Source organism: Desulfuribacillus alkaliarsenatis (assembly GCF_001730225.1).
Classification (GTDB): Bacteria; Bacillota; Bacilli; order Desulfuribacillales; family Desulfuribacillaceae; genus Desulfuribacillus; species Desulfuribacillus alkaliarsenatis.
Window position 1 is genome coordinate 41,475 of the sequence record NZ_MIJE01000001.1, and the last position, 22,800, is coordinate 64,274.

Annotated in this window: 26 protein-coding genes and 1 tRNA gene; 22 read left to right on the forward strand and 5 right to left on the reverse strand. The window is 36.4% G+C overall.

The features are described from left to right. Nucleotides 1–69: 69 nt before the first annotated feature. A complete protein-coding gene (locus BHF68_RS00190) occupies nucleotides 70–1,317 on the forward strand; it encodes a dicarboxylate/amino acid:cation symporter (RefSeq protein ID WP_069641640.1) in 1,248 nt (415 codons plus the stop codon). 107 nt (nucleotides 1,318–1,424) lie between these two features. Here the strand turns inward: BHF68_RS00190 and trhA are convergent, their stop codons facing one another. Continuing rightward, nucleotides 1,425–2,099, reverse strand: a complete 675-nt coding sequence (gene trhA / locus BHF68_RS00195; RefSeq protein ID WP_084019085.1) for a PAQR family membrane homeostasis protein TrhA — start codon at nucleotides 2,097–2,099, stop codon at nucleotides 1,425–1,427. Nucleotides 2,100–2,175: 76 nt separating this feature from the next. Here trhA and BHF68_RS00200 point away from each other — a divergent pair, with 76 nt between their 5' ends. The 3 genes from BHF68_RS00200 (at nucleotide 2,176) to BHF68_RS00210 (ending at nucleotide 4,895) form a co-directional block, all read left to right on the forward strand. Further along, entirely contained in the window at nucleotides 2,176–2,487 is a 312-nt protein-coding gene (locus BHF68_RS00200; RefSeq protein WP_069641641.1) for a nitrous oxide-stimulated promoter family protein, read from the forward strand. A gap of 548 nt (nucleotides 2,488–3,035) precedes the next feature. After that, entirely contained in the window at nucleotides 3,036–3,512 is a 477-nt protein-coding gene (locus tag BHF68_RS00205) for an ATP-binding protein (RefSeq protein WP_069641642.1), read from the forward strand. A 165-nt stretch (nucleotides 3,513–3,677) separates the two neighbouring features. Next, nucleotides 3,678–4,895: a DUF438 domain-containing protein gene (locus BHF68_RS00210; protein ID WP_069641643.1), complete on the forward strand. Its 1,218-nt coding sequence runs from the start codon at nucleotides 3,678–3,680 to the stop codon at nucleotides 4,893–4,895. A 91-nt stretch (nucleotides 4,896–4,986) separates the two neighbouring features. Here BHF68_RS00210 and BHF68_RS00215 read toward each other — a convergent pair whose 3' ends face one another. The 3 genes from BHF68_RS00215 to BHF68_RS00225 are packed head-to-tail and all read right to left on the reverse strand — an operon-like array spanning nucleotide 4,987 to nucleotide 7,571. After that, the gene (locus tag BHF68_RS00215) at nucleotides 4,987–5,925 is read right to left on the reverse strand and encodes a metal ABC transporter solute-binding protein, Zn/Mn family (protein WP_245669610.1); all 939 of its coding nucleotides are present in this window, start codon (nucleotides 5,923–5,925) and stop codon (nucleotides 4,987–4,989) included. Between the two features lie 15 nt (nucleotides 5,926–5,940). After that, nucleotides 5,941–6,810: a metal ABC transporter permease gene (locus BHF68_RS00220; RefSeq protein WP_069641644.1), complete on the reverse strand. Its 870-nt coding sequence runs from the start codon at nucleotides 6,808–6,810 to the stop codon at nucleotides 5,941–5,943. Beyond that, nucleotides 6,810–7,571, reverse strand: a complete 762-nt coding sequence (locus tag BHF68_RS00225) for a metal ABC transporter ATP-binding protein (protein ID WP_069641645.1) — start codon at nucleotides 7,569–7,571, stop codon at nucleotides 6,810–6,812. Before BHF68_RS00225 ends, BHF68_RS00220 begins: the two co-directional genes overlap by 1 nt. 159 nt (nucleotides 7,572–7,730) lie before the next feature. Between BHF68_RS00225 and mntR the strand changes: the two genes are divergently transcribed. From mntR to BHF68_RS00260, 7 genes are all read left to right on the forward strand, one after another. Continuing rightward, nucleotides 7,731–8,222 (forward strand): transcriptional regulator MntR, encoded by a 492-nt coding sequence (gene mntR, locus BHF68_RS00230; protein ID WP_069641646.1) that lies wholly within the window; start codon nucleotides 7,731–7,733, stop codon nucleotides 8,220–8,222. Between the two features lie 83 nt (nucleotides 8,223–8,305). Then, the gene (locus tag BHF68_RS00235) at nucleotides 8,306–9,007 is read left to right on the forward strand and encodes a protease complex subunit PrcB family protein (protein ID WP_069641647.1); all 702 of its coding nucleotides are present in this window, start codon (nucleotides 8,306–8,308) and stop codon (nucleotides 9,005–9,007) included. Nucleotides 9,008–9,122: 115 nt separating this feature from the next. Next, nucleotides 9,123–9,602: a protease complex subunit PrcB family protein gene (locus BHF68_RS00240; protein WP_069641648.1), complete on the forward strand. Its 480-nt coding sequence runs from the start codon at nucleotides 9,123–9,125 to the stop codon at nucleotides 9,600–9,602. Nucleotides 9,603–9,739: 137 nt separating this feature from the next. Continuing rightward, the gene (locus BHF68_RS00245) at nucleotides 9,740–10,822 is read left to right on the forward strand and encodes a diguanylate cyclase (RefSeq protein ID WP_069641649.1); all 1,083 of its coding nucleotides are present in this window, start codon (nucleotides 9,740–9,742) and stop codon (nucleotides 10,820–10,822) included. A gap of 126 nt (nucleotides 10,823–10,948) precedes the next feature. Next, a tRNA-Ala gene (locus tag BHF68_RS00250) sits at nucleotides 10,949–11,024 on the forward strand. A 173-nt stretch (nucleotides 11,025–11,197) separates the two neighbouring features. After that, entirely contained in the window at nucleotides 11,198–11,731 is a 534-nt protein-coding gene (locus BHF68_RS00255) for an RNA polymerase sigma factor (protein WP_069641650.1), read from the forward strand. Next, nucleotides 11,715–12,821: a DUF4179 domain-containing protein gene (locus BHF68_RS00260; protein ID WP_069641651.1), complete on the forward strand. Its 1,107-nt coding sequence runs from the start codon at nucleotides 11,715–11,717 to the stop codon at nucleotides 12,819–12,821. Before BHF68_RS00255 ends, BHF68_RS00260 begins: the two co-directional genes overlap by 17 nt. A 62-nt stretch (nucleotides 12,822–12,883) precedes the next feature. On the opposite strand, the gene BHF68_RS00265 is transcribed toward BHF68_RS00260, so the two are convergent. Continuing rightward, nucleotides 12,884–13,489, reverse strand: a complete 606-nt coding sequence (locus tag BHF68_RS00265; protein ID WP_069641652.1) for a class I SAM-dependent methyltransferase — start codon at nucleotides 13,487–13,489, stop codon at nucleotides 12,884–12,886. A gap of 221 nt (nucleotides 13,490–13,710) precedes the next feature. Between BHF68_RS00265 and BHF68_RS00270 the strand changes: the two genes are divergently transcribed. From BHF68_RS00270 to BHF68_RS00315, 11 genes are all read left to right on the forward strand, one after another. Continuing rightward, nucleotides 13,711–15,183 carry an SH3 domain-containing protein gene (locus BHF68_RS00270; protein ID WP_069641653.1) on the forward strand — a complete coding sequence of 491 codons (1,473 nt, stop codon included), beginning with the start codon at nucleotides 13,711–13,713 and terminating at the stop codon, nucleotides 15,181–15,183. A gap of 388 nt (nucleotides 15,184–15,571) precedes the next feature. Then, nucleotides 15,572–15,688 (forward strand): hypothetical protein, encoded by a 117-nt coding sequence (locus tag BHF68_RS15750; protein WP_367114259.1) that lies wholly within the window; start codon nucleotides 15,572–15,574, stop codon nucleotides 15,686–15,688. Next, on the forward strand, nucleotides 15,658–15,942 hold the full coding sequence (locus tag BHF68_RS15505) for a prolipoprotein diacylglyceryl transferase (protein ID WP_069641654.1): 285 nt from the start codon (nucleotides 15,658–15,660) through the stop codon (nucleotides 15,940–15,942). The genes BHF68_RS15750 and BHF68_RS15505 overlap by 31 nt, the downstream gene beginning before the upstream one ends. A gap of 57 nt (nucleotides 15,943–15,999) precedes the next feature. Continuing rightward, nucleotides 16,000–16,611: a DedA family protein gene (locus BHF68_RS00280; protein WP_069641655.1), complete on the forward strand. Its 612-nt coding sequence runs from the start codon at nucleotides 16,000–16,002 to the stop codon at nucleotides 16,609–16,611. A 447-nt stretch (nucleotides 16,612–17,058) separates the two neighbouring features. Further along, a complete protein-coding gene (locus BHF68_RS00285; protein ID WP_069641656.1) occupies nucleotides 17,059–18,141 on the forward strand; it encodes an FAD:protein FMN transferase in 1,083 nt (360 codons plus the stop codon). 43 nt (nucleotides 18,142–18,184) lie between these two features. Continuing rightward, nucleotides 18,185–18,553, forward strand: a complete 369-nt coding sequence (locus BHF68_RS00290) for a NusG domain II-containing protein (RefSeq protein WP_069641657.1) — start codon at nucleotides 18,185–18,187, stop codon at nucleotides 18,551–18,553. Further along, nucleotides 18,520–19,065, forward strand: a complete 546-nt coding sequence (locus BHF68_RS00295) for a Gx transporter family protein (RefSeq protein WP_218070310.1) — start codon at nucleotides 18,520–18,522, stop codon at nucleotides 19,063–19,065. The genes BHF68_RS00290 and BHF68_RS00295 overlap by 34 nt, the downstream gene beginning before the upstream one ends. A 14-nt stretch (nucleotides 19,066–19,079) precedes the next feature. After that, nucleotides 19,080–19,277: a hypothetical protein gene (locus BHF68_RS00300; protein WP_069641658.1), complete on the forward strand. Its 198-nt coding sequence runs from the start codon at nucleotides 19,080–19,082 to the stop codon at nucleotides 19,275–19,277. A gap of 22 nt (nucleotides 19,278–19,299) precedes the next feature. Then, nucleotides 19,300–20,727 (forward strand): sensor histidine kinase, encoded by a 1,428-nt coding sequence (locus BHF68_RS00305; RefSeq protein ID WP_069641659.1) that lies wholly within the window; start codon nucleotides 19,300–19,302, stop codon nucleotides 20,725–20,727. After that, nucleotides 20,708–21,364, forward strand: coding sequence for a response regulator (locus BHF68_RS00310; protein WP_084019088.1), 657 nt, complete (start codon nucleotides 20,708–20,710; stop codon nucleotides 21,362–21,364). Before BHF68_RS00305 ends, BHF68_RS00310 begins: the two co-directional genes overlap by 20 nt. Before the next feature lie 117 nt (nucleotides 21,365–21,481). Continuing rightward, on the forward strand, nucleotides 21,482–22,765 hold the full coding sequence (locus tag BHF68_RS00315) for a hypothetical protein (RefSeq protein ID WP_069641661.1): 1,284 nt from the start codon (nucleotides 21,482–21,484) through the stop codon (nucleotides 22,763–22,765). The last annotated feature ends 35 nt before the right edge of the window (nucleotides 22,766–22,800 follow it).

The following is a 22,800-nucleotide window of genomic DNA, read 5'->3' on the forward strand; positions in this document are numbered from 1 at the left end:
ACCTTTTTTTCGATTGAAACTAATATATAATGGTCATAGATTCAATATGATTCCACTAGGAGTGAGACCATGAGTTTAACTAAAAAAATTATTCTAGCTTTAATATTAGGCTTAGGTGCAGGATTAGCATTTAATATATTTGCACCTGAGGCTTTTAAATTATTGGACGCCTACGCACTAACGCCGATAGGGTCGATATTTCTAAAGGCGATTACAATGCTCGTAGTCCCATTGGTGTTTTTTTCAATCATTCTAGGGACGGCAGGTATATCAGACCCTAAGAAATTAGGCAGAATAGGCGGAAAGACAATTGCTTATTATTTAATTACAACGTGTATTGCACTTATTATTGGTTTAACAGTAGCCTTTATTATTCAGCCAGGTGCTGGCGGAGCCTTTGCAACAGAAGCTGCAAATTTCGAACCAAGGGAAGCACCACCAGTAGTTGATACTTTGTTAAATATTTTACCGACGAATCCAATAAACGCTATGGCACAAGGGAATATGCTACAAATAATTGCCTTTGCCGTATTAGTCGGATTTGCCCTAGCACGACTTGGCGAAAAAACGGAAGGTCTCTTAAGTCTAGTTCGTCAGGGTAATGAAGTCATGATGTATTTAGTTAAGCTAGTTATGTATTTAGCGCCTTATGGTGCCTTTGCATTAATTGCTTCTGCCATTGGTAAGCTTGGCATACCAGCTTTGCAGGCTATGCTGCTATATATGCTGGCAGTTTCATCAGCACTTATATTACATGCAATTATAACTTATGGTTCAGCTATTACCTTTTTAGCTAGAAGAAATCCAATAGAATTCTTTAAGAATTTTTCACCAGCAATGATAGTTGCTTTTAGTACTTCAAGTAGTAATGCAACATTACCAATATCCATGAGAACGGCTCAGGAACGTTTGAATGTTTCAAAGCCTGTTAGTAGCTTTGTTCAACCATTAGGTGCAACTATCAATATGGATGGTACGGCAATTATGCAGGCTGTTGCGACTGTGTTTATCGCGCAGGTCTATATGGTATCTTTATCGTTTGGAGATTTAGTTACAGTTGTTCTTACAGCTACACTTGCTAGCATTGGAACAGCTGGGGTGCCTGGAGTCGGCTTAATAATGCTGGCGATGGTATTAACCTCCGTGGGATTACCAGTAGAAGGAATTGCCCTAGTGCTTGCAGTAGACAGAATCTTAGATATGATGCGTACCGTAGTGAATATTACTGGGGACGCTTCCTGTGCCGTAGTAGTGTCGAGTTCTGAAGAAAAGCATATCGTTAATCAAGAACAAACTTCAACAACATCATCTTTGTAGTCAAAATATAAAGCCACACAGCTAGCATCATCTAATCAAGGTGATGTCTAGTGTGTGGCTGTAATTTAATCTTTTAAGACTTTTTAAAGAGATTATTTAAAAGCTCCTTATAGCGCCAGATAGAAGAGAATACCTATAAAGTGTGCAATGCTACCACTCAATACAAATATATGCCAGATACCATGGTTGAACGGAATACGCTTGCAGGCGTAAAAGATAATTCCAAAAGTATAGAATAATCCGCCGACTAACAGCCAAATTAATAGTCCAGTCGGTACCATTTCTAGCATAGGCTTAATAGCTATAATCACGAGCCAGCCCATTGCGACGTACAAGGCAGTTGAGAATTTCTTCGTTTTATTTAAGTTAATGATCTTCAATACTATACCAGTAATAGCTATAGACCAGATAAGCCCTATAATTATCCAACGCCAAGGACCATGAATTGCTACTAGAGCGATAGGTGTGTAGCTACCTGCTATAACCAAATATATTGAAACATGGTCAAAAACGCGCAAAACCCTTTTGGTTTTTTCGTGAAATACGCTATGATAGAGAGTAGAAGACAAATATAAGAAGAATAAAGTAAACCCATAGATGCTAAAACTAACGATACGCCATGGGTCACCTTGGATACTGGCAAAGGAAACCAATACCACTAAAGCAACAAGGCTTAACAATGCGCCTATGCCATGTGTAACACTATTGAATATTTCTTCTTTAATCGTATAGCGTTTGACTAAACTATTGTTACTGTTTGAATCTGTAAATGTCTGACTCATCAATCAATCCACCTCAATATATTTTCTTATTAAACATTATACCTAACTAAACAAACTATAATCAAGGAGTAAAGCGATGGTTGGTAAAAGAATAATTAGAGAGTTAGAAACAATTGAAAAGATGATTTATATTTACTGCAAAGATAAGCATGGCACAGGCGGTATATTATGCAGTGATTGCCATAACCTACTTGAATATGCTAGAAAGCGACTTCATATGTGTCCCCATGGTGAAAGCAAACCAGTATGTGGGAATTGTAAAATTCATTGTTATAAAAAAGATAAGCGTCAACAAGTGATTGATGTTATGCGTTATGCAGGCCCAAGAATGACTTATAAGCATCCAATCCTAGCCTTATATCACTTGCTGGACTCTCGGAAAAAATAAAAAGCGGAAATGTGTATAATTTTATTGATAAAGCCGAGATTTTGTGGTACACTATAAACAAGAAAAAGAGATAAATAAAAATCACATTTTAAGAGGCTCAACCATCTAGTCGGTGCTATTTTGTTAAATGGTAACTGTAGCTAGAGGAAATTTGTAAGTTTCACCTATTTGAAATTTAGTAAGGTTAAGGTAATGAGTAGTTAACTTTAGTAAGTGTGTTTAAAGAGTAGGTAAGATTAAGAATTTTGTTGGTTGAGTACAGAGTAAGCTTCAATTTTGTGAAAGAACAAAGAAGTTTTGTATTACGAGTTGGTGTTTGATATTCGGTAGTTAAAGAACGATAGTTTATAAGACTGTTATTACTGAATTAAGCGCCGATGGTTGAGCCTCTTAAGATGTGATAAAGTGTAGCATTGGCAGTATACATTATGCCGATGTTATTTTTTTTGTATAAATATGTGCAATTTGAGCGTATACGATTTAGCAAACTGACAAAAGTCCTGGTATAATCTACTTATGAAAGTAATAAACCATGTGCGGAGGCAGCTATGGAATACATCAACTCTTTAGTAATGACTGATAACCACATTATTGTAAATGACATTGTAATTAATTTAAATAAAGTAGAAGCGTCTTTTACTAAGGAGATGGAAAGCTCCTTTAAAGCTATTAAGCAAACTGTAGAACAGGCAAATGATTTCTTGAGATTACACTTGAATAGTGTATGTTTAAATTTATGGTGTTTTGAAGAAATGCTCGCAAATGCTATAGAGCATGGCAACAGTTTTTCTGCAAATAAAAAAGCTTTTGTAGAGGTAAAGATAATTGACAATTTCATAGTATTTATCATTACTGACGAAGGTGAAGGATTTGACTGGAGAAAGCAAATGGCCTTTAAGAGTTGTTTGCTTGCGGATAATGAACGTGGACGAGGTGTTGTTATGTCTAAAATGCTAAGTACAGGTATGACATATAACGAAAAAGGCAACCAAGTAATTATTATTTATAACATTAGCCAGGTATAACATCTTCCAACTATTAGCACACTATATATTGATAGGCAGAAACATAGTGTTGTATCTTAATTATAGTGTGATATTGTTCATATTTTCCATTGATTTAATTCATTGCGATTAGAACAGTAAAACGGTTAAACTTAGGTAAGAAATTAAGTTGAGGAGGAAGAAGTTATGAGTGAATTAATCAATAACAGTGAGAAGCGAAAAGAGGAACTAAAAAACCTAATCAAGAAGCTGCATCAGGGTGTACCGTTTGATGATGTGAAAAATGAGTTCTTGATTAAGTTTGGTACAGTATCAACAATTGAAATTGCGCAGATGGAACAGCAGTTAATGCAGGAGGGCATGTCAGCAGACGTAATCCGCAAGCTATGTGATGTGCACGCTGAAGTCTTTAGAAACAATATTGAAGAAGTACAAAGACCGACAAAGAACTATGACGATCAGCCAGGTCATCCAATACATACATTTAAATTAGAGAACCGTGAAATAGAAAAAGTTGTTAGCTCTTTAGAGCAAGTTGTTAGTGAGTATGAGAAAGACCCAACAATGGACAATGGCTATAAAGTTCTTGAACAATTAAACTTGCTTTGGGACATAGACAAGCATTACAGCCGCAAAGAAAATCTGCTATTTCCTTATATGGAAAAACACGGCGTAACGGGTCCTGCTAAAGTTATGTGGGGAGCAGATGACGAAATCCGTGGCTTAATTAAAGCAGCAATTAAGCTACTAAAAGATACAGATGATAATCGGACAGAGGTATTGGCAAACATTTCATCTGCAGTTGAAAAGGTAAAGAGTATGATTTTTAAAGAAGAAGATATACTTTTACCAACAGCAACAAGATTTCTTACTGATGAGGAATGGTATAAGATTGCTTTAGAGAGTGAAGAAGTTGGGTATTGCTTAACTTCTCCAGAAGCTAAATGGAGGCCTGCTAATGTTTCAGATGCAGATGTGGATCAGGCACAGACACCGAGCGGATATATCCGTTTTGAAACTGGTATTCTAACGGTTAAAGAAATTAGTGCAATCTTTAATCACCTGCCAATCGACATTACATACGTAGATAAGGATGATATTGTTAAGTACTTTAGCCACGGTGAAGATCGCGTATTTATGCGGACGAAGTCGATTATCGGAAGGAATGTTTCCAACTGCCACCCACCACATAGCGTACACATAGTTGAGAAATTAGTAGCCGATTTTAAATCTGGCAAGAAGGATAGTGAAGACTTCTGGATTCCATTAGGTGATATGTTTGTACTTATCCGCTATTTCGCAGTTAGGGATGAGAACGGTGAGTTTATGGGGACTATCGAAGTTACCCAAAACATTAAGCATATCCAAACAATTACTGGCGAAAAGCGTTTGCTTTCAGAATAGTAAGTATAGTATGTAAACAACAATCTTGAGTGAAAACATTAGAAAAAGGCCCAGCACAGTTCATTAACTGATAGCTGGACCTTTTTGCGTATTAACGCAAACCTTCTACTAATAAGTTAGTATTATATTTCATCATTTTAATATACGTATCACCTTCACTACCCTTATAACCTAATGCGTCAGTATATAAACTTCCTGCTATTGGAACTCCAGTTTCTTTTGATATCATCTCCATGTATCTTGGGTCTAGAGTAGTCTCACTGAAAATAGCTGGCAAATTCCTGTCGTTGACAATTTCGATGATTCTCGAAATCTGTTGTGGTGTACCTTCCTCATGGGAGTTTAATTCCCAAATTCCTTCAGTGTGAAATCCATAGGCATCACCAAAATATTTCATAGCATTCTCGCTAATTACTATAACTCGATTATTTTCTGGTATGCTATTAAGGGTATCCTTTATATATGAATCAAGCTTGTTAAGCTCTGAAATATAAGCATCAGCATTGGTGCTGTAGTGTTGAGAATTAGCTGGGTCTATTTCTGCTACAATCTTGTAGATATTTTCGACATATATTTTTGCTAATGATACATCAAGCCATGCATGTGGGTCAGGATCTGAGCTGCCAATTAGATTTATTGTAGGTACACCATCTGTAACGTATGCGATTTGTGTGCGTCCTACGTTGCCTAACGACTCTATTATCGTTTCTTCTAAGCCTAAACCGTTAACAAATAACACATCAGCATCATCAATTCTACGTATATCACTAGGAATCAATTCGTAGTCTTCTGGATTATTGCCGACAGGGACGATATATTCTACCTTACCATATTCACCTACTACATTTTTAGCCATATCTGCCAGGATTGATAGGGTTGTAATTACATATAATTCATCGTTTGATTGTACTTGTAAGCCTGTAGGTGAATTGGATTGGTTACATCCAACAATCATAAACGCAGCAATTAAGGTAATAGAAAGACTAAGTACGACAATCTTTCTTAGTTTTTTTACGAAATACAAATCCACTGTTTATTCCTCCATTTACTTTTGTTCACTAGTAGCATAGGAACGCCACTTTAATGTAATAAGTCCATGCTTTGGTGAGAAGAAAAAGCTTATTGCAAACAATAAAGATGCTACAAGTACAATCGAAGCTCCCGTAGCAACGTCGTAAATATAGGAGAAATAAACTCCTACAATTGACGAGAAAACTCCAAACAAAGCAGCAAGACCAATCATAGTTGGTAAGCGATCAGTCAAGAGATACGCTGTTGCCCCTGGAGTGATTAGCATCGCGACTACCAATACAATTCCTACAGTCTTCAACGACGCTACAGTAACTAAGGACAGAAGGAGCATTAAGCCATAATGAATAGCTTTCGTAGGTAGACCAATTGCCTTCGCCATAGTCGGGTCGAAGGTGCTAACTAGCAATTGTTTATAAAATGAGGCAACAGTAATAAGCACAAATAGCCCAATTCCTAATATCATCCATAAATCTGCACGGGATACTGCTAACACATTACCAAATAAGATATGCCACAAATCTACTCCTGTTCCACGGATTCCTGTTATCATTACAACTCCTAAGGCAAAGGCTGCTGTAAATAGGATGCCGATTGCAGAATCATCTTTAATCTTACTGTTTTGGGCTACGTAGCCAATACCGAGGGCAGTGAGTAAACCAGTTATAACTGCTCCAATAAAGAAACTAAAGCCCAATATATAAGCTATGACGACCCCAGGTAGAACAGCGTGGGATATTGCATCACCCATAAGCGCCATACCACGTAAGATGATAAAACAACCGATTACTCCGCAAATAATACCGACTAGAACACCAGCAATCATAGCATTTTGCAAATACTGATAACGGGTCAAAGCATCAATGAAAATATAAATATTATCCATTAGCCATTCACCACCAGCATCCCTTTTTGCTTGTTGAAGGTAGCTACCTTGCCGTCATAAGCCTCACGCAGGCAATCAACTTGGAATACATCCTCGCTTCGTCCATAGGCGATAAGCTTATTCTTAAGTAATAATAGTTTATCGAAATAGCTATCTGCTTTGCTAAGGTCATGATGAACAACAAAAAGTGTATTACCAGTATCGCGGAGTGCTTTTAAAATATCCATGATTTTACTTTCTGAGCTCATATCAATTCCAGCAAAGGGTTCATCAAGGAAGAATAAGCTAGCTTTCTGTGCTAAAGCTCGAGCTAAGAAAACCCGCTGCTGCTGTCCGCCAGATAATTGACCAATCTGGGTTTTGCGAGCTTGATACATTCCAACCTGCTCCAAGCTCTCAGCTACGATTTCGCGATCTTTTTTTGACGGGATACCCCACCAAGAAATGTGCGGGAAACGTCCCATCATCACCACATCCTCAACTAACACTGGAAAATCCATATCGATTGATGATCGTTGTGGAACGTAGGCTATTTCTTTTCGCAACTTACAAATTGGCTGCTTTTTATAAGTGATACAGCCTTTTCTAATAGGTAAGAATCCAAGCATTGCTTTTATTAATGTTGATTTTCCTGCACCATTTGGACCAATAATACCAACTATCTGATTTGATCCTACGGTGAAAGAAATATTGTCAAAAACCTTCTTATCATGATATGAAGCGCACAAATCTCGCACCTCAATTACAGTATCAGACTTCACAGTACAAACCTCCAGTAATCAGGTTTTTATTAATAATGTTAAAAGTTAACCACGACTAAAAATCCTACTGATAGTACTATATTAAAAGCAATTCTAAATGGTGCCTTTCCGAATATGAATAATATATAAGTCGTCTAAACAATTTTGAGGTGAATTAAAATGCCAAATAGCAATGAACAGTTCTATACTGCGAGGGGATACGAGATAACGGCAGGAGAAAATACATTAACGCCTAGCATGGAGGATTATATAGAAATGATTTATCGTATAGGCTTGATAAAACAACAAATCCGTGTTAATGATTTAGCAGACAGCCTTAATGTACAACCACCTTCTGTTACAAAAATGGTGCAAAAACTCAGCGAGAAGAAGCTACTCCACTATGAAAGGTATGGTTTAATTCAATTGACAGAAGAGGGAAGTAATTTAGGAGAGTTTTTTTTGAACCGACATAATACTGTAAAAGAATTTCTATCGATGCTTGGAATCAAAGATAACCTCCAAAAAGACGTAGAACAAATGGAGCATTACGTAAGCTGGAATACATATACGGTGATAAATCAGTTTGTAGGTTTTTTAAACGAAAATCAGCAGGTGTTACAGCAGTATCAAAGCTATATTATTAATAAAAGCTGTAAAAAAGCAGATTGAAACACTAAGTTTTGAAACATTTTTCCTGCAGCTTACGTCAGAAATAATGACAAAACAAAAAATGTTGCAAGGAGAGATGAAATATGAAAATTAAAAGATTGCTACAAGTATTATTAGCTGTATCGCTATTGTTTGTATTTACAGCTTGTGATGATGCAGTTGCACCTAATGAAAATGGTGAAAAACCAGCTGAGGGTGGTGTAGAGGTGGAATACCAAGTTATCACGGAACAAGAATTACCTGCAGAATTAATGGATTGGTATTTAGAGAATTATCAAAATGAAGGTCTGCATATGATTGTTCTTGAAGATACACAGTACATTATAGTAAGTGCAGGAGAGAGACCTACTGGTGGTTACCAAATTATTAACCTTTCACTGAAAAAGTTAGACGAGAAAATCTATGTGACTGGTGAAGTACAGCCACCTGCTGAAGGTGATATGGTTATACAGGCATTAACCTATCCAAATGTATTATTAACAAGGGCAGCAGATGATAGCCAGTTTGTCTATAGTGGTTTAACACAATTAGAACCTGAAGCGGCTGAGCCATATGAAGCATCAGAAGGAAGCGCATACGGTATATTCACTGGCATGATTGATCAGAATTCAATTGAAATTCAATTAACCCCAGAAGAACACCGTGCATTTCAATTAACTGATGAAGCCAAGGAACAGCTGGTTGGTATTGAAGAGGGTGACCATATTTACATTGAATTTGAGCCAATCGAAGGACAACAGAACCGCATTTCATACATTGAAAAAATGTCCTTATTAGAACAATAAGTATAGTATTAAGTTCACTAATGAAAAAAATTAATAATGGATTAAAATCCCCTATGTTAAATTTAGATAAATACGTTATAATTAACGTATACATATGAACATAGGGGAGATTAATTTGCCATCAAGATATCTTAATAACCAAATGAAATTTAAATTAAGATGGTTTTTAATAACTATATTAGCCGTTGTATCATTATTATTACTAGGTTGTTCAGGGACAAACCAAACAGCTGTAATCTCTGCTACTTCATACGCAGAGATTGAATTTGAGCTAATAGACATAGACGAAATTACCGATGAAGAAGTACTGGAATGGTTTGCTAACAATTATTACAAGCCTGGTATGCATACATTAGATGCAGGTAAACGCTCACAGGCATTTACCCTTGTTTTGTTAGCTAAAGGTGAGAAGCCTACGGGAGGATATGAAATCATAATAGAGCAGGTAAGGGGATACGAAGATAAAATTGAGCTAGTAGCCCTAACTCGAGAACCACAAAAGGGCGAGTTCGTCACACAGTCATTTACTTATCCTTATGTATTACTGAAGATACAACAAGATGATAGGAATATTGTGATCAGTACAGAAAGCTAGTGTAAATTATTGAACAAATCGGTGAAAACATCCAGTTTGTCACGAAAAAACGTGACTATTGGATGTTTTATTATTTGGCATCTAGTAAAGAATTCCTATATAATGCATAGTATAAATGTATGTGGGGAGACAAGTAGATGGATAAAGACATTATACTAAACTTAGCTTTAGTAATTTCGTTCTTAACAATTTCAGGGTTGCTTTCCCGCAATTATAATATTAATGCTTCTATTAAAAGTAAAGTGTATAGTGGAATTGCTGCAGGGATACTAGGCTCTTTATTGATGATATTTGCAATACCCTATAACGATATAATTTTACTGGACTTTAGAAACTTTGCAGTAATTATTGGAGCTATGTATGGTGGTTTAGTTAGTAGCTTGGCTGCGGCAACAGTAATAGCAATAAACAGGGTAGTGTTTTTTGATTTTAATGAAGCTGCAATTGCAGGTGTGGTACTTATATATATAATGGCTTTTGTAAGTGGTTATATTGTAAAACAAAAACTGTCCACATTTTGGAAATTTAACTGTATGAATATAGTTAATGTTCTATTATATATAACTACTATTTTCTTTATAACAGAAGATATTAAAGTTGCTCAAGATTTCATGTTCAAATATGCAATATACGCTTTTTTAGGTGGAATTATAGTGTTTTTTATAGCTGATTATATTGATAGAGCAAATAAATCTTATAGATTGTATAAGGAATCTGCTCAGGTTGATTTCCTGACAGGGCTAAATAATGTTAGACAATTTCATAAAGTTTTAAGCGAGTATGTAGACAATCCTAAAAGAGCTGATGAGCGTATGTCATTATTGCTTTTAGACATCGATTATTTTAAGACTGTAAATGACACATATGGACATCTTGCTGGTGATATAATCCTTAAAGAATTTGCAAAGGTTTTAAAGAACAATACCAGGCCGTTCGATTATGTTGCTCGAGTAGGTGGAGAAGAATTTGCAATTATTTTGCCTGAATGCGCAAAAGAACAGGCAATAATAGTAGCGGAGCGAATTAGGCAAGCTGTAGAGATACACGAATTTCCAATCTCAGATTTACAGAATGAATCAGTAAAAATCAATATAACTGTCTCGATAGGTGTAGCTAGTTACCCAGACCCAATAGACGATAAGAACGATTTATTTAAAAAGGCGGATGCCTGCCTTTACAATGTTAAAAGCGCGGGCAGAAATCGTGTTACAAGCTGCTGATTATTAAAATTAGTATATGGTATTGGTGCATTTACCTTTGTCAATATTTGTACTTGCCAACAATCATAGTTCTATTTTATAATGTAATAGCTGACGCAAATAAGCGTCAGCTATCAACACAAATATGGGGGCTTAGCTCAGCTGGGAGAGCGTTTGGCTGGCAGCCAAAAGGTCAGCGGTTCGATCCCGCTAGTCTCCACCAATATTAATATTGATCAACAAAGGCACGATTCTCATAAAGAGAGTCGTGCTTTTGCTCATTATAAGTGCTTATTATATTGCAATGCCGTTCAATTAAAATATTTTTTTGGATGCAACGAATTGAGGATTATAACAATCTAATAGAGTGTAAAACAAATATAAGGGGGTCAGTAAGTGGAACTAGCTGCTTTAGTAAAAAAGGCAAAAAAAGGAGACGGAGAAGCATTTGTTAATGCGATAAAGCAATATGAGAAAATCTTATATAACATAGCAAAGAGGTTTTTGAATAACGAGCAAGACGTTGCCGATGTTATGCAGGAAACGATTATGGTTGCCTTTGAGAAAATCCAATCGTTACAAAATGAACAGTATTTTAGAACATGGATTTGTAAAATATTGATTAATAAATGCAATGAAATGTTACGCAAAAAAAGCAAAGTTGTCTATGTTGAAGAAGTATTACCTGATAAAAAAGCCAAGGATGATACTATACATTTTGAGTTAAACGATGCAATTAACAGTCTAAGCAAAGACTACAAGGAAGTTGTGATTTTATATTACATCGTTGGGCTGAATACTCGAGAAATTGGAGAGTTCTTAGGGGACCCAGAAGGCACTATAAAGTCTAGGCTTTCCAGGGCGAGAGCACTTTTGAAAGAACTGTATTTTAATAATGAGGAGGTAGACGCATATGAGCAGTCGCTTTGATGAAGAAATGCGTAAAACATTAGCAAAAGAAAGTGAAATTCCAGAGGCAGTTAGAAACTCACTTGATGTTACCTATAATCATATAAAAAGCCAAAGCAAGAGCAAGTGGAGAAGTAGATTTATTAAAAAAACGATAGTGGCAGCTAGTTGTCTGCTTGCTGTAGGTTTGGTGGCAACTAATAGCTCGGTCGTTGCAGGAGTGAAGACTTTTTTTAATGACAAAGGGATTGTGAAAGTATTTGAGGAAGGTTTATTTCAAACAAATAATGAAACGATAAATAATGAGGACATTGGAATCACGCTTGATAGTTATTATTATGATAGTAACAAAATAGCATTGAATTTGCTTGTCCAGTTTGATGATGAAAAAATACTAGATTCAATAAAGATCGTTAATTTAGACTTTAGGATAAGGAATGGAGATGGAGAGTATTTAGCTGAGATGATTCCAGATACAAAGCCTTTGAAAGGTGAATTACCACATGTTATTAATAGTGGAAGTATAATTGAATCAATAAATCCAGAGCAAGGCAAGGTGAATATTTATATTATACTCGAATCGTTAATGGGCGAAATTCCTCCACTAAATAATGCAGAAATTGATATAGAAACCGTAAAATTGTTCAATGATAGAGGAGAATTAAGAAGCATTGATGGAAGTTGGTTATTTGCTATAGAAGGCATAGAAGGTAATAAAGATATAGAAGATCAAAGGTATATGGAGGCATTATCATACGAATATATCGAAAAAAATAGCTCTTCAGATATCGAGTTATTAAGTGCTACTGCAACTCCCAGTTCGTTTAATATTCGCTTTGCCCTCGATACAATATTAGGAGATTATGATATGTTTGAAATGAAGTTAACTAATGATAAAGGAGAGACTATTGAAGGTCGTCAAGGTTTCTTTATAGAAGAAAAAGATGGAAGAACGATAATTTCGACGAACTTTGTTGTTAGTTCTTATGAGAATGCAAATGCGTACACTTTACAAATAATGAACATCGGTAGTAGACAGCAAAATCGTAGCTTTAAATATGTATTAGAAAATCAAAAGATAGAATTAGTAAGAAATAATTATCAGCCATAAAGATTAATAATGAAGAAAAACACGATTCTCGTTAAGAGGGCCGTGTTTTTTGAATCACTCATTTATTTTTTACATACTGCGACCATTAAATAATATTTTTTTTCTGGTTTAGGAATTTCAATGATATTGTCTATTTGGTGATACATAGTTATCTGCTCAAAAGGCGACAATACTTCTAAAAACTCTGCCTCAGTATATTGATAAACGTGGTGCGGCGCAGAGCAAGGTTCATTTTTTCCGCGACCAAATGGTGTTGATATAATCAGCTTGCCGCCTGGGTTTAACAGATTATATAAATTCTTAACAAAAATCTCATCTCCGTAGAAGTGTTCAATCGTCTCAAAGCTTATGATCGTATCAAAGGTACCGTAAGTTTTATGTAGATTTTCATTCAAAGCGTCATCAACATAGTACTCAGCCTCAGGGTAATTATAATGAGTTTTCGCATACTCTATTGCTACCTCAGAAATATCAATCCCAACAAACTGACTAATAGCTGGATTATCATCAAAAACAATCTCCGTTCCATAGCCAACGCCACAGGCAATATCTAAAACACGACCTTGAGCGAACTTGCGGGCAAACTCATATCTTGCTATATGCTCAATTAATATGCCACTTTTTGGGTTCATTAATTTGGGTATAACCCGTTCTTCTGTAAGTTCCATCCTGAAATCCCTTTCCCTGACTAAGTTGTTGATTCACATCCTCTTGATATTATACTGGAAAACTAGACATTGAACAAATGTTGTGAGCGTTATCAGGTACATTAGTTTACATAACTTTATAATTAATTTATTGAATCTGCACAGAAATCACACATTCTTTCGTTATTATGTAAACCAGTCGTAGTAAGACTTTAATAAAAACTTAAAATGGAAGGTGAATTATGAATAAAAAGCAAAAGCTCACAGCTTTGGTAATGTCAACATGTTTAGTATTTGCTAGTATCTTCGTTTCACCAATAAGTACTAAAGAAGCAGAAGCTGTTAGTATCACAAGACAGCAGGCAGTTGAAAAATACCATAACAATCTTGCAACTTATAACAATCATGAAGTTCCAATCATTAGGGCGTTTGAACAGCAATATGATGGTAGTTTAGCCCATCAGGTTGTCGCTCGTGCAATCTGGTATATGGAACATGGCTACATGGTTTATAATTTTGCAGGAGGTTATCCAACTAATGGTTTAATTGACTGCTCTAATTTCACACAGTTGGTTTATCGTGATTTTGGAATTAATATGACTTCAAGATCACGAGATTACGACAAGGTTGGAACTAGAGTTCCTGGCGTATCATCAGTTAGAGTTGGGACAAGTATATCTGGACAGGCTTTATACGGTATTCAAGGTATTGAAAATCTTCGTCCTGGGGATATTATGACGTACTGGGGAGGTCCAGAAAATAACAAGCACATTTCTAGTGTAGGAATTTACATGGGGGTAATTGATGGTAAACCAGCCGTGTTAAAAACAATGCAAAACAGGCCTACAGCATTAGGGATTGTTACTAATTTCTCTTACTGGTATGGATCGAACTTCTTTGAGGCGCGCCGTGTTCTGCCTAACGACGCTTGGAACCCTGCAGCAGCTCATAGGTATACTGATACAGGACCTGTAATTCCAACAAATTACTACTTGCCGCCTCAAATGCCAATAGTTATGCCAAATAATCAAGTTTTAAATGGAAATCAGCAAGAGTCTTCGAATTCAGGTAATGACAACGAAAGCAGTCCGTCGATAATTGGGCAGGTTAGTGTAACTGGAAATTCAGTTAACGTTCGTTCAGGACCAGGGACAAATCACTCCGTAATTAGTGTTGTCAGAAATGGTGATGTCCTAGATGTTATTGGACAATCGGGAAGCTGGCTAAATGTTCGTATTGCAAATGGAAATGGTTTTATCGCTGATTGGTTAGTAAGTTCGGTATCTGTAACTTCAGAAACGTTAAAGAGTAGAGTTACTGGAAATATTGTAAATGTTAGAGCAGCAGCATCAACTAATAGTTCAATCCTAGGTGTTGTCCGTAATGGGGATGAAGTAGTTGTAAAACGTCAATTAAGTGGATGGTATGAAATAGATTGGAATGGCCAATCTGCATACGTAGCTGACTTTTTACTATCAACCCCAGTAGCTAGTACAGGGAATTCAGCACCATCAGATCCAGGAACAGCAGTACAAACGGCTACTGTTACTGGTGGGGTAGTTAATATAAGAAGCGGCCCAAGCACGAACCATAGTATCGTAGGAGTTGCCCGTAGTGGAAATACTGTTGAGGTACTAGATACAGACAATGATTGGGTGCAAGTTAAATCAGGTGCTACGACAGGCTATATTGCAAGCTGGTTACTCTCACAATAGTATTATGTAAATATGATTACACACTAAAGTCTAACCCTCATGTAACACACACGAGGGTTAGACTTGCTTTAGGTTTATGGATACATAAATTAAGGCGGGGCGAATGCCTAGTTTTCTTTATAATTATTTTATACATTCACCACACCATCTACATACTTTTCAGGGATAATTAACTTGTGCCTTACTACCGTTGGTGAAGTAGGGCACTCAGTTTGTTTTAACATTAGAATGTATTCAGTGGAAGGGGAGCAAGAATGGAGCCTTTAATAAGTATAGGTCCTTTAAATATTCATTTGTTTGGAGTAATGATTGGAATTGGGTTTTTAGTGGGTTTGTTTGTTTTTATACAGGAGGCAAAACGAAATTTCCGATTTGGAAAACACTGGATATAGCGGCACCTGCAGTAATATTAGCACAAGGTATAAGTAGAATTGGATGCGATGTATTTGGTGCACCAGTTTCTAGTGGAATCCCTTGGGCAATAGAATCTTCTTACACTACTTAATCGGATTCTTAGCTATCAGAGGTGTTGTAGAATTTTCAAGAATTAATCCGATGGTTTTTGGGCCATTTAGTGTTAGTCACATGATGAGTTTGGCAGGGATTGTTTTTGCACTATATCTGATGAACTACCTAAAGAAAAATAACCCTACTAGAGAAGTTAGTCATGTTGAAAAAAGAGACATCGTTAATATTTCGATAGTTGTAACAACTCTAATGGTTGTATCGTTGGTAGTATACTATTTTGTTCAAGGATAGCTTCAATACTAACTTAGAGTTTTAAAATCGAAAGTATTTATTGAGAGGGGCTTGAAAATGGATGCAACTTTTATTTCAGACTACTTCTATATTAGTTATAGTGCTATTTTTCTATCGTTCTATATTGCACTACTTGGAGTTCCAATCCCTAATGAGGTATTGATAATGACAGGAGGGTTTTTAGCAGCAATAACAGATATGAATCCATATTATGTATTTTTTCTAATATATTTAGCTTTAACAGTTAATGCTACAGTGCTATATATGATAGGTCGAGTATTTGGTAAGGTGCTGATAGAGAAAAGAATTAACAATTTAAGATTTAAAAGCTATATCACTAAAGCTCAGAAGTTTTCAGAAAAGTATGGTTCATATTCAGCTTCTCTTTGCTATTTTGTCCCAATAGTACGTCACGCGGTACCTTTTCTATTAGGAGCGAATCGTTATCCGTATCCAATTTTTGCACTGTATTCTTACACAACAGCATTATTATGGGGATTAAGTTTGTTTTTAGTTGGGAAATTTTTAAGTCCTTATATTCAACTGGTTGGACAAGCACTTAATGTTGTTGGTATTGCATTGGGTTTAATTATACTAGCGGCAAGTGCTTTGATAATTTATATTCGTAAGCAGAAAATAAAGCAGGCAGAATTAAGTTATAGTGACTAGATGTTATTATTAAGTCATTTAAGTATATAAGATGCTACGATTTAATTATTGTAAATCGTGTCATCTTATTTTTTATGAAACTTGCAAAACAAATAATCTTAGGGACATATGTACTTGTTTACACGTAACGGCGATTTACTATAGTATTATGTATGGAAATGAGAAGATTTCTAGTAGCACGATTCGCAAATTACTGAAACAGGGAGAAGTAAGAGAAACTGAAAAATTGATTGGACGTTCGTATCAATTTACGGGAACTTATACAAGAATTTGATTACGGATGTAGTAAATATTCGATAAAAAAGCTTGTTTTGTCAGAGCGTTATTTGCTGCCTAGTAACGACAAGTTTCAATCTATCGACAATTATTTGAACAAAACGGTACAAATTAAATTGATTGAGAGGCTGCAATCGCAACCACATTTACAATTAACGAGGAGCAAGATTTATGATACTAGCAAAAAGGTTTTTCATTGTACTACTGCTATTGACTCTTGTGCTGACAGGATGTAGTAAAGAATCTCAACAAGTAGAATATCAAAGATATGCAACTAATTTTCTTGATACCTTTGATACGGTAGTTCAGGTTATTGGATTTACAGAATCGGAAGCAGAGTTCTATGAATATGTGGATGAGATTGAAAGCCGTTTTTGGGATTTCCATAAGCTTTTCGACAAATATAATACCTATACAGGTATAAATAATGTGAAAACAATAAATGATAACGCCGGGATTCAACCTGTTGAGGTAGAACAAGAAATCATTGATTTAATACTATTTGCTAAGGAATGGTACGGACGTACCTATGGAAAAATGAACATAGCCGCTGGCAGCTTAATTAAAGTTTGGGATGATGTTATGGAGCATGCGCTGTATGTTGACTATGATTCTGCGTATTTGCCACCGCAGGCAGATTTAGAAATAGCATCAGAGCATATCGATATTAATAATATTATTGTTGATGAACAGGCAATGACCGTATATTTAGCTGATAGCAATATGAGTCTTGACTTCGGAGCGATTGCCAAAGGCTATGCAGCAGAAATAGTTGGTAGAGAAATGATTGAGAAAGGTTTTATATCAGGGGCGATTATATCAGGAGGTAACTGGAAGATACTAGGTGAGCCTTTGGCGAGTGACAGAGATTATTGGATAGCTGCAATTCAAAACCCTGATGTACCTTACGCCCTAGATGAATCGGGGATTCTAGAAAGGGTGCAATTAACGGACCAGTCAATAGATACAAGTGGTGATTATCAAAGATATGTTATGGTAGAAGATATAAGAGTACATCATATTATCGACCCAGACACATTAATGCCTGGAAATTACCATCGTGGTGTTACTGTACTGGCAGAAAACTCTGGTATAGCAGATTATTTATCTACAGAGCTATTTTTACTACCGTACGATAAGGGACGGGATTTGGTTGACAGTTTAACTGAAATAGAAGCACTATGGGTACTAGATGACGGCACGGTAGTAATGACAGAGGGCATGCAATCACATGTTAGAAGTAACAATCAGTGAATAACAATAAATAAATAACGACAGCATGAGGGGAGGAATTTTCGTGAAAAAAATTGCAAAGCTAAAGCGTGGAGATTTTATCATGCTTTTATTTGCTGGAATCGTTGCAGGTGCACTGTTTGTCTGGACTTGGTCTACAGATTGGGTTAGAAGAAGTGCAGCCGATAATCGTTTGATGGCAAAGATTGAACGCGATGGGAAAAAAGTAGCGGAAATCGACCTTAATGAAATCACAGAGACACAATATATTGAATTTGATGAAGGAATCAAAGTTACAATTGAAGCAGAGCCAGGGAGAATCCGGTTTTTACACTCCGATTGTCCTGACCAAATTTGCGTTATGACTGGCTGGTTAACGAGGGAGGGTCATATTGCAGTATGTCTACCTTCGAAGACGGTCGTGTCTATATGAGCAAGTATAAGCGTTACGGGCTCATAATTATATTAGTAACGAATGCGATATTAATATCATTTCTGGAATTGTTCATACCTGTTCCAGTTCCTGTACCTGGGGTAAAATTGGGCTTAGCAAACATAATTACTTTACTAGCAATTGTGTTCTTAAGCTTTAAGGATGTTATGCTCATAGTTACAATGCGGAGCTTAGTAATCGCCGTCTTAACTAGAGGTGTAATGATGCTTGCGTTTAGCCTAACTGGTGGCATAATGAGTGCAATTGTAATGTCAATCTTGTATAAGAAATTCTCTAATTATTTTTCGATAAAGGGAATAAGTATCGCGGGTGCTATTGTTCATAATACAACGCAGATTGTCATTGCTTCATTGATATTAGGTCAAGTAGTAATACTTTATTATTTGCCGATATTATTAGTCTCGGCAGTTATTACAGGATTTATTACAGGTAGTATTGCGGAGATGGCAATCACTGAGATTAAGAAAAAAGGGATTTTTAATCATGGATAGTGGAATCAAGCTGTTTGTGGCTGCGAGGTATTAGTGAAATACTAGTTTCATTTATTGTAGATTCATTCCAAAGACTTGGCAGAATTGAAGAGTATGTAAAGCAAATTGAAAATGAAGAATTGTTTTCATATAAATTGTCAGTTTCAAAGCTGGATGTAATTATGGTGCTTAGTCTTGGTTTATTAATTACGGGATTATTCACGCTAAGCTAATATGCTCTAAAAGGGGAACGTCATGGAACGGGAATACTTTTTTTTATACTTAATTTACGGCTTGGTTTTCGTAGCTATGGGGATTTACGCCAGCTACAAAAAGGATAAAGATGTCAACCACATACCTTTAGTGAGATCATTAAAATACCTTGGGGCCTTTGGTGTGACCCATGGCTTATCTGAATGGGTTACAATGGTTGTGATTACTGGTCTTTATGACGAATACTACTTGTACATGTTTTATATAAAGCAAACACTGAAGGCAGTTTCCTTTGTATTTTTAATGTATTTTGGATTAAGTTTGCTCGTGCGAAAGGTAGAGACATATCTAAAGTATGTAAAACTGTTACCGATAGTTATCTTTCTCGTATGGTGCGCAGGCATAATTTGGTTAGTAGTTAAAAATGGGGCATTCTACCATCTTGATAGCCCAGAGTTTAACGTAGTCTTGTTACGGTATTTTATGGGTTTACCTGGAGCAATGATTACAGCGTGGGCATTATATTTGCAAGCAGTTTCATTAGCAAAGAAAAAGCTTTTTTTAATACAAATAAAATACAAACGACTCGCTACAATCTTTTTTTGTTATGGGATTGTCGATGGCCTATTCGTTCGGAAAATGGATTTCTTTCCAGCTAGCGTAATCAACAACACCCTATTTATTGAACTGTTTGGGTTTCCAATTCAGTTTCTAAAGATATTCATTGGTATCGCAATTAATTACCTACTAATTGATGTTATAAGTACCTTTGATTGGGAACAAAAAGAAAAGCTGAAAAAGCTTGAACAGCAAAGGATAGCAAACGAGGAACGAAAAAAGCTTGGTTTAGAAGTACATGATAGCATTATTCAGAACATGTATGCAGCTACTTTGAAGATTCAATTCTTACTTAGTAATAAGGCAAGTAGTAAGATGGAAGATCAGGAAAAGGCAGAGATTTTGCATGAAGTTAAAGCTGATTTAGGCGATGCAATTAAGAAAACTAGGGAGTTCATATCACAAACGACATTTGAACAGGTCGAACTAAGGGAACTGAAAAGCAAGGTGCGCACACTAGTAGAAACTTATAATAATAACTCTGGTGTAGCGATTGCGGTAGCTCTTGAAGATGCTGACTCACTTGCTGAAGGGAACCTATCTACGAAATCCTCAACGAATATTTATTACATTATTCAAGAAGCTATTAATAATGCTGCTAAGCATTCAAAAGGCTCAATCATTAGAGTAGCTATGAAAGTATATAGTGATAAGCTAGAGTTTAAAATAATAGACGATGGTGTGGGTCTTCAATTGGACCACATTAATCCCGTAATGCACCTCGGTATGAAATCGATGTATAAGCGAGCAGAGGATATCGGTGCAAAGCTAACTATTCAAGAACGTAATCCTGGAACAGAAGTTGAGATTATAATGCCGTGGGAGCGTGGGAATGATGAAAAATCCGATTAAAGTATTTATAGTTGATGATCATAGTGTTGTCAGGAAAGGCTTGAAGATGTTTTTAGATTCAAATGACGAGATTACAGTATGTGGTGAAGCAGGCACGCTTAAGGAAGCTTTAGATATTGTAGGAGAGCATAAGCCAGACATAGTTCTACTAGATTATAAACTTCCTGACGGTGATGGAATAACAGGCTGCTTAAATATCAAAAATACTCATCCAAATATAAAGATAATTATCCTTACTGCTTTTGCCACAGAAGACGTAATTGTTGGTGCTATTAGAGCGGGGGCAGATGCATACTTACTGAAGGACATTGAAGGGGATGAACTAGTCTCAACAATTCGTGCTGTATCTAAAGGTAAGTCTGTGCTAGATTCATCAGTTACAGATGATGTGTTTAATAGCTTGAAAATTGCAGAAAAGGATCAAAGGGCTGAATTCAATCTTACTGACAAAGAGATTGTGATACTTGACATGCTAACTATGGGCAAAGTAAACAAAGAGATAGCTAGCAGTCTGGGCGTTTCAGATAAAACAGTCCGCAATTATATAAGTAAAATTTTCAAAAAAATAAATGTTACAAACCGCACAGAAGCAGCTAGTTTTTGGATTAGACAAAAACGGGCAAACAACACAAATTAGTACAACCTCAGGGACAAATGTACCTAGTGTACGGGACAGATGCCACCTTTATAATTTATTCACAATCATGATATCCTTGATATTGAAGTGAATAATTATAATAGGGGGAGTAAAGTAATGAAAAAATTATCATTATTATTAATGATGATGGCTCTTGTTCTAGCCTTAACACTTACTGGGTGTGATGACGTCGTAGATCAAGACCCAGTTGATGAAGGTGAAGCGCCAGTAGTTGAAGAACCAGCTATTGAAGAGCCAGTTGAAGAAGCAGCAAAGTATGATGATGGACGATACAGAGGTACTTATGCTGATCGTGGTGTTGAACAAATAGGAGTGCAGTTTGACATTGCAGACGGTGTTTTTACAGCGGTTTCATTTAGAGAGTTAGCTTATGGTGGGATTAGCTATCGCTCGCTTCCAGAAGATGTTGATCCATTGATTGCTGCATGGGACACTCAGTACAGACAAGCGATTGAGTATCTAGTAGGTAAGCCTTTAGAGGCATTTAAGGATTTATACAACACAAGTGACTTCGTAGAAGATATTGATGGGGCAACAGGTGCTACAATCCGTGGTAACAAAATTGCATCGGCAATTCAAGATGGTCTGAACAGAGGTTTATACTCACCGGCTAACGGTTTTAGCACGGGTTTACCTGACTACGACGATGGACGATACAGAGGCGTATATTATGATCGCGGTCTTGAACAAGTAGGAGTGCAGTTTGACATTGCAGATGGTGTTTTCACAGCAGTTTCATTTAGAGAGCTACAATACGGTGGAACTAACTATCGTTCGCTTCCAGAAGATGCTCCAGATGTTGTGAGGGCATGGGATGCGCAATATAGACAGGCGATTGAGTACCTTGTAGGAAAACCAGTTTCAGCGATATTTGATTTACACAATACAGGTGATTTTGTAGACGATATAGATGGAGCTACAGGAGCAACAATCCGTGGCAACAAAATATTCTCTGCAATTAAAGACGGTTTAAATAGAGGATTATACTCTCCAGCGAACGGCTTTAGCACTGAATTACCAGAACTTGAAGATGGACGTTATCGCGGTATTTACACAGACCGTAACGTTGAGCAAGTAGGAGTACAGTTTGACATTGCAGATGGTGTTTTCACAGCAGTTTCATTTAGAGAGCTACAATACGGTGGAACTAACTATCGTTCGCTTCCACAAGATGCTCCTGATGCTGTGAAGGCATGGGATACACAATACAGACAGGCGATTGAGTACCTTGTAGGAAAACCAGTTTCAGCGATATTTGATTTACACAATACAGGTGATTTTGTAGACGATATAGATGGAGCTACAGGAGCAACAATTCGTGGCAATAAAATTTTCTCTGCAATCATGGATGGTATAAATAGAGGTATATATTCGTACTAAGATGAATTTAAAAATTGTTTGAAATTTTAAGACTC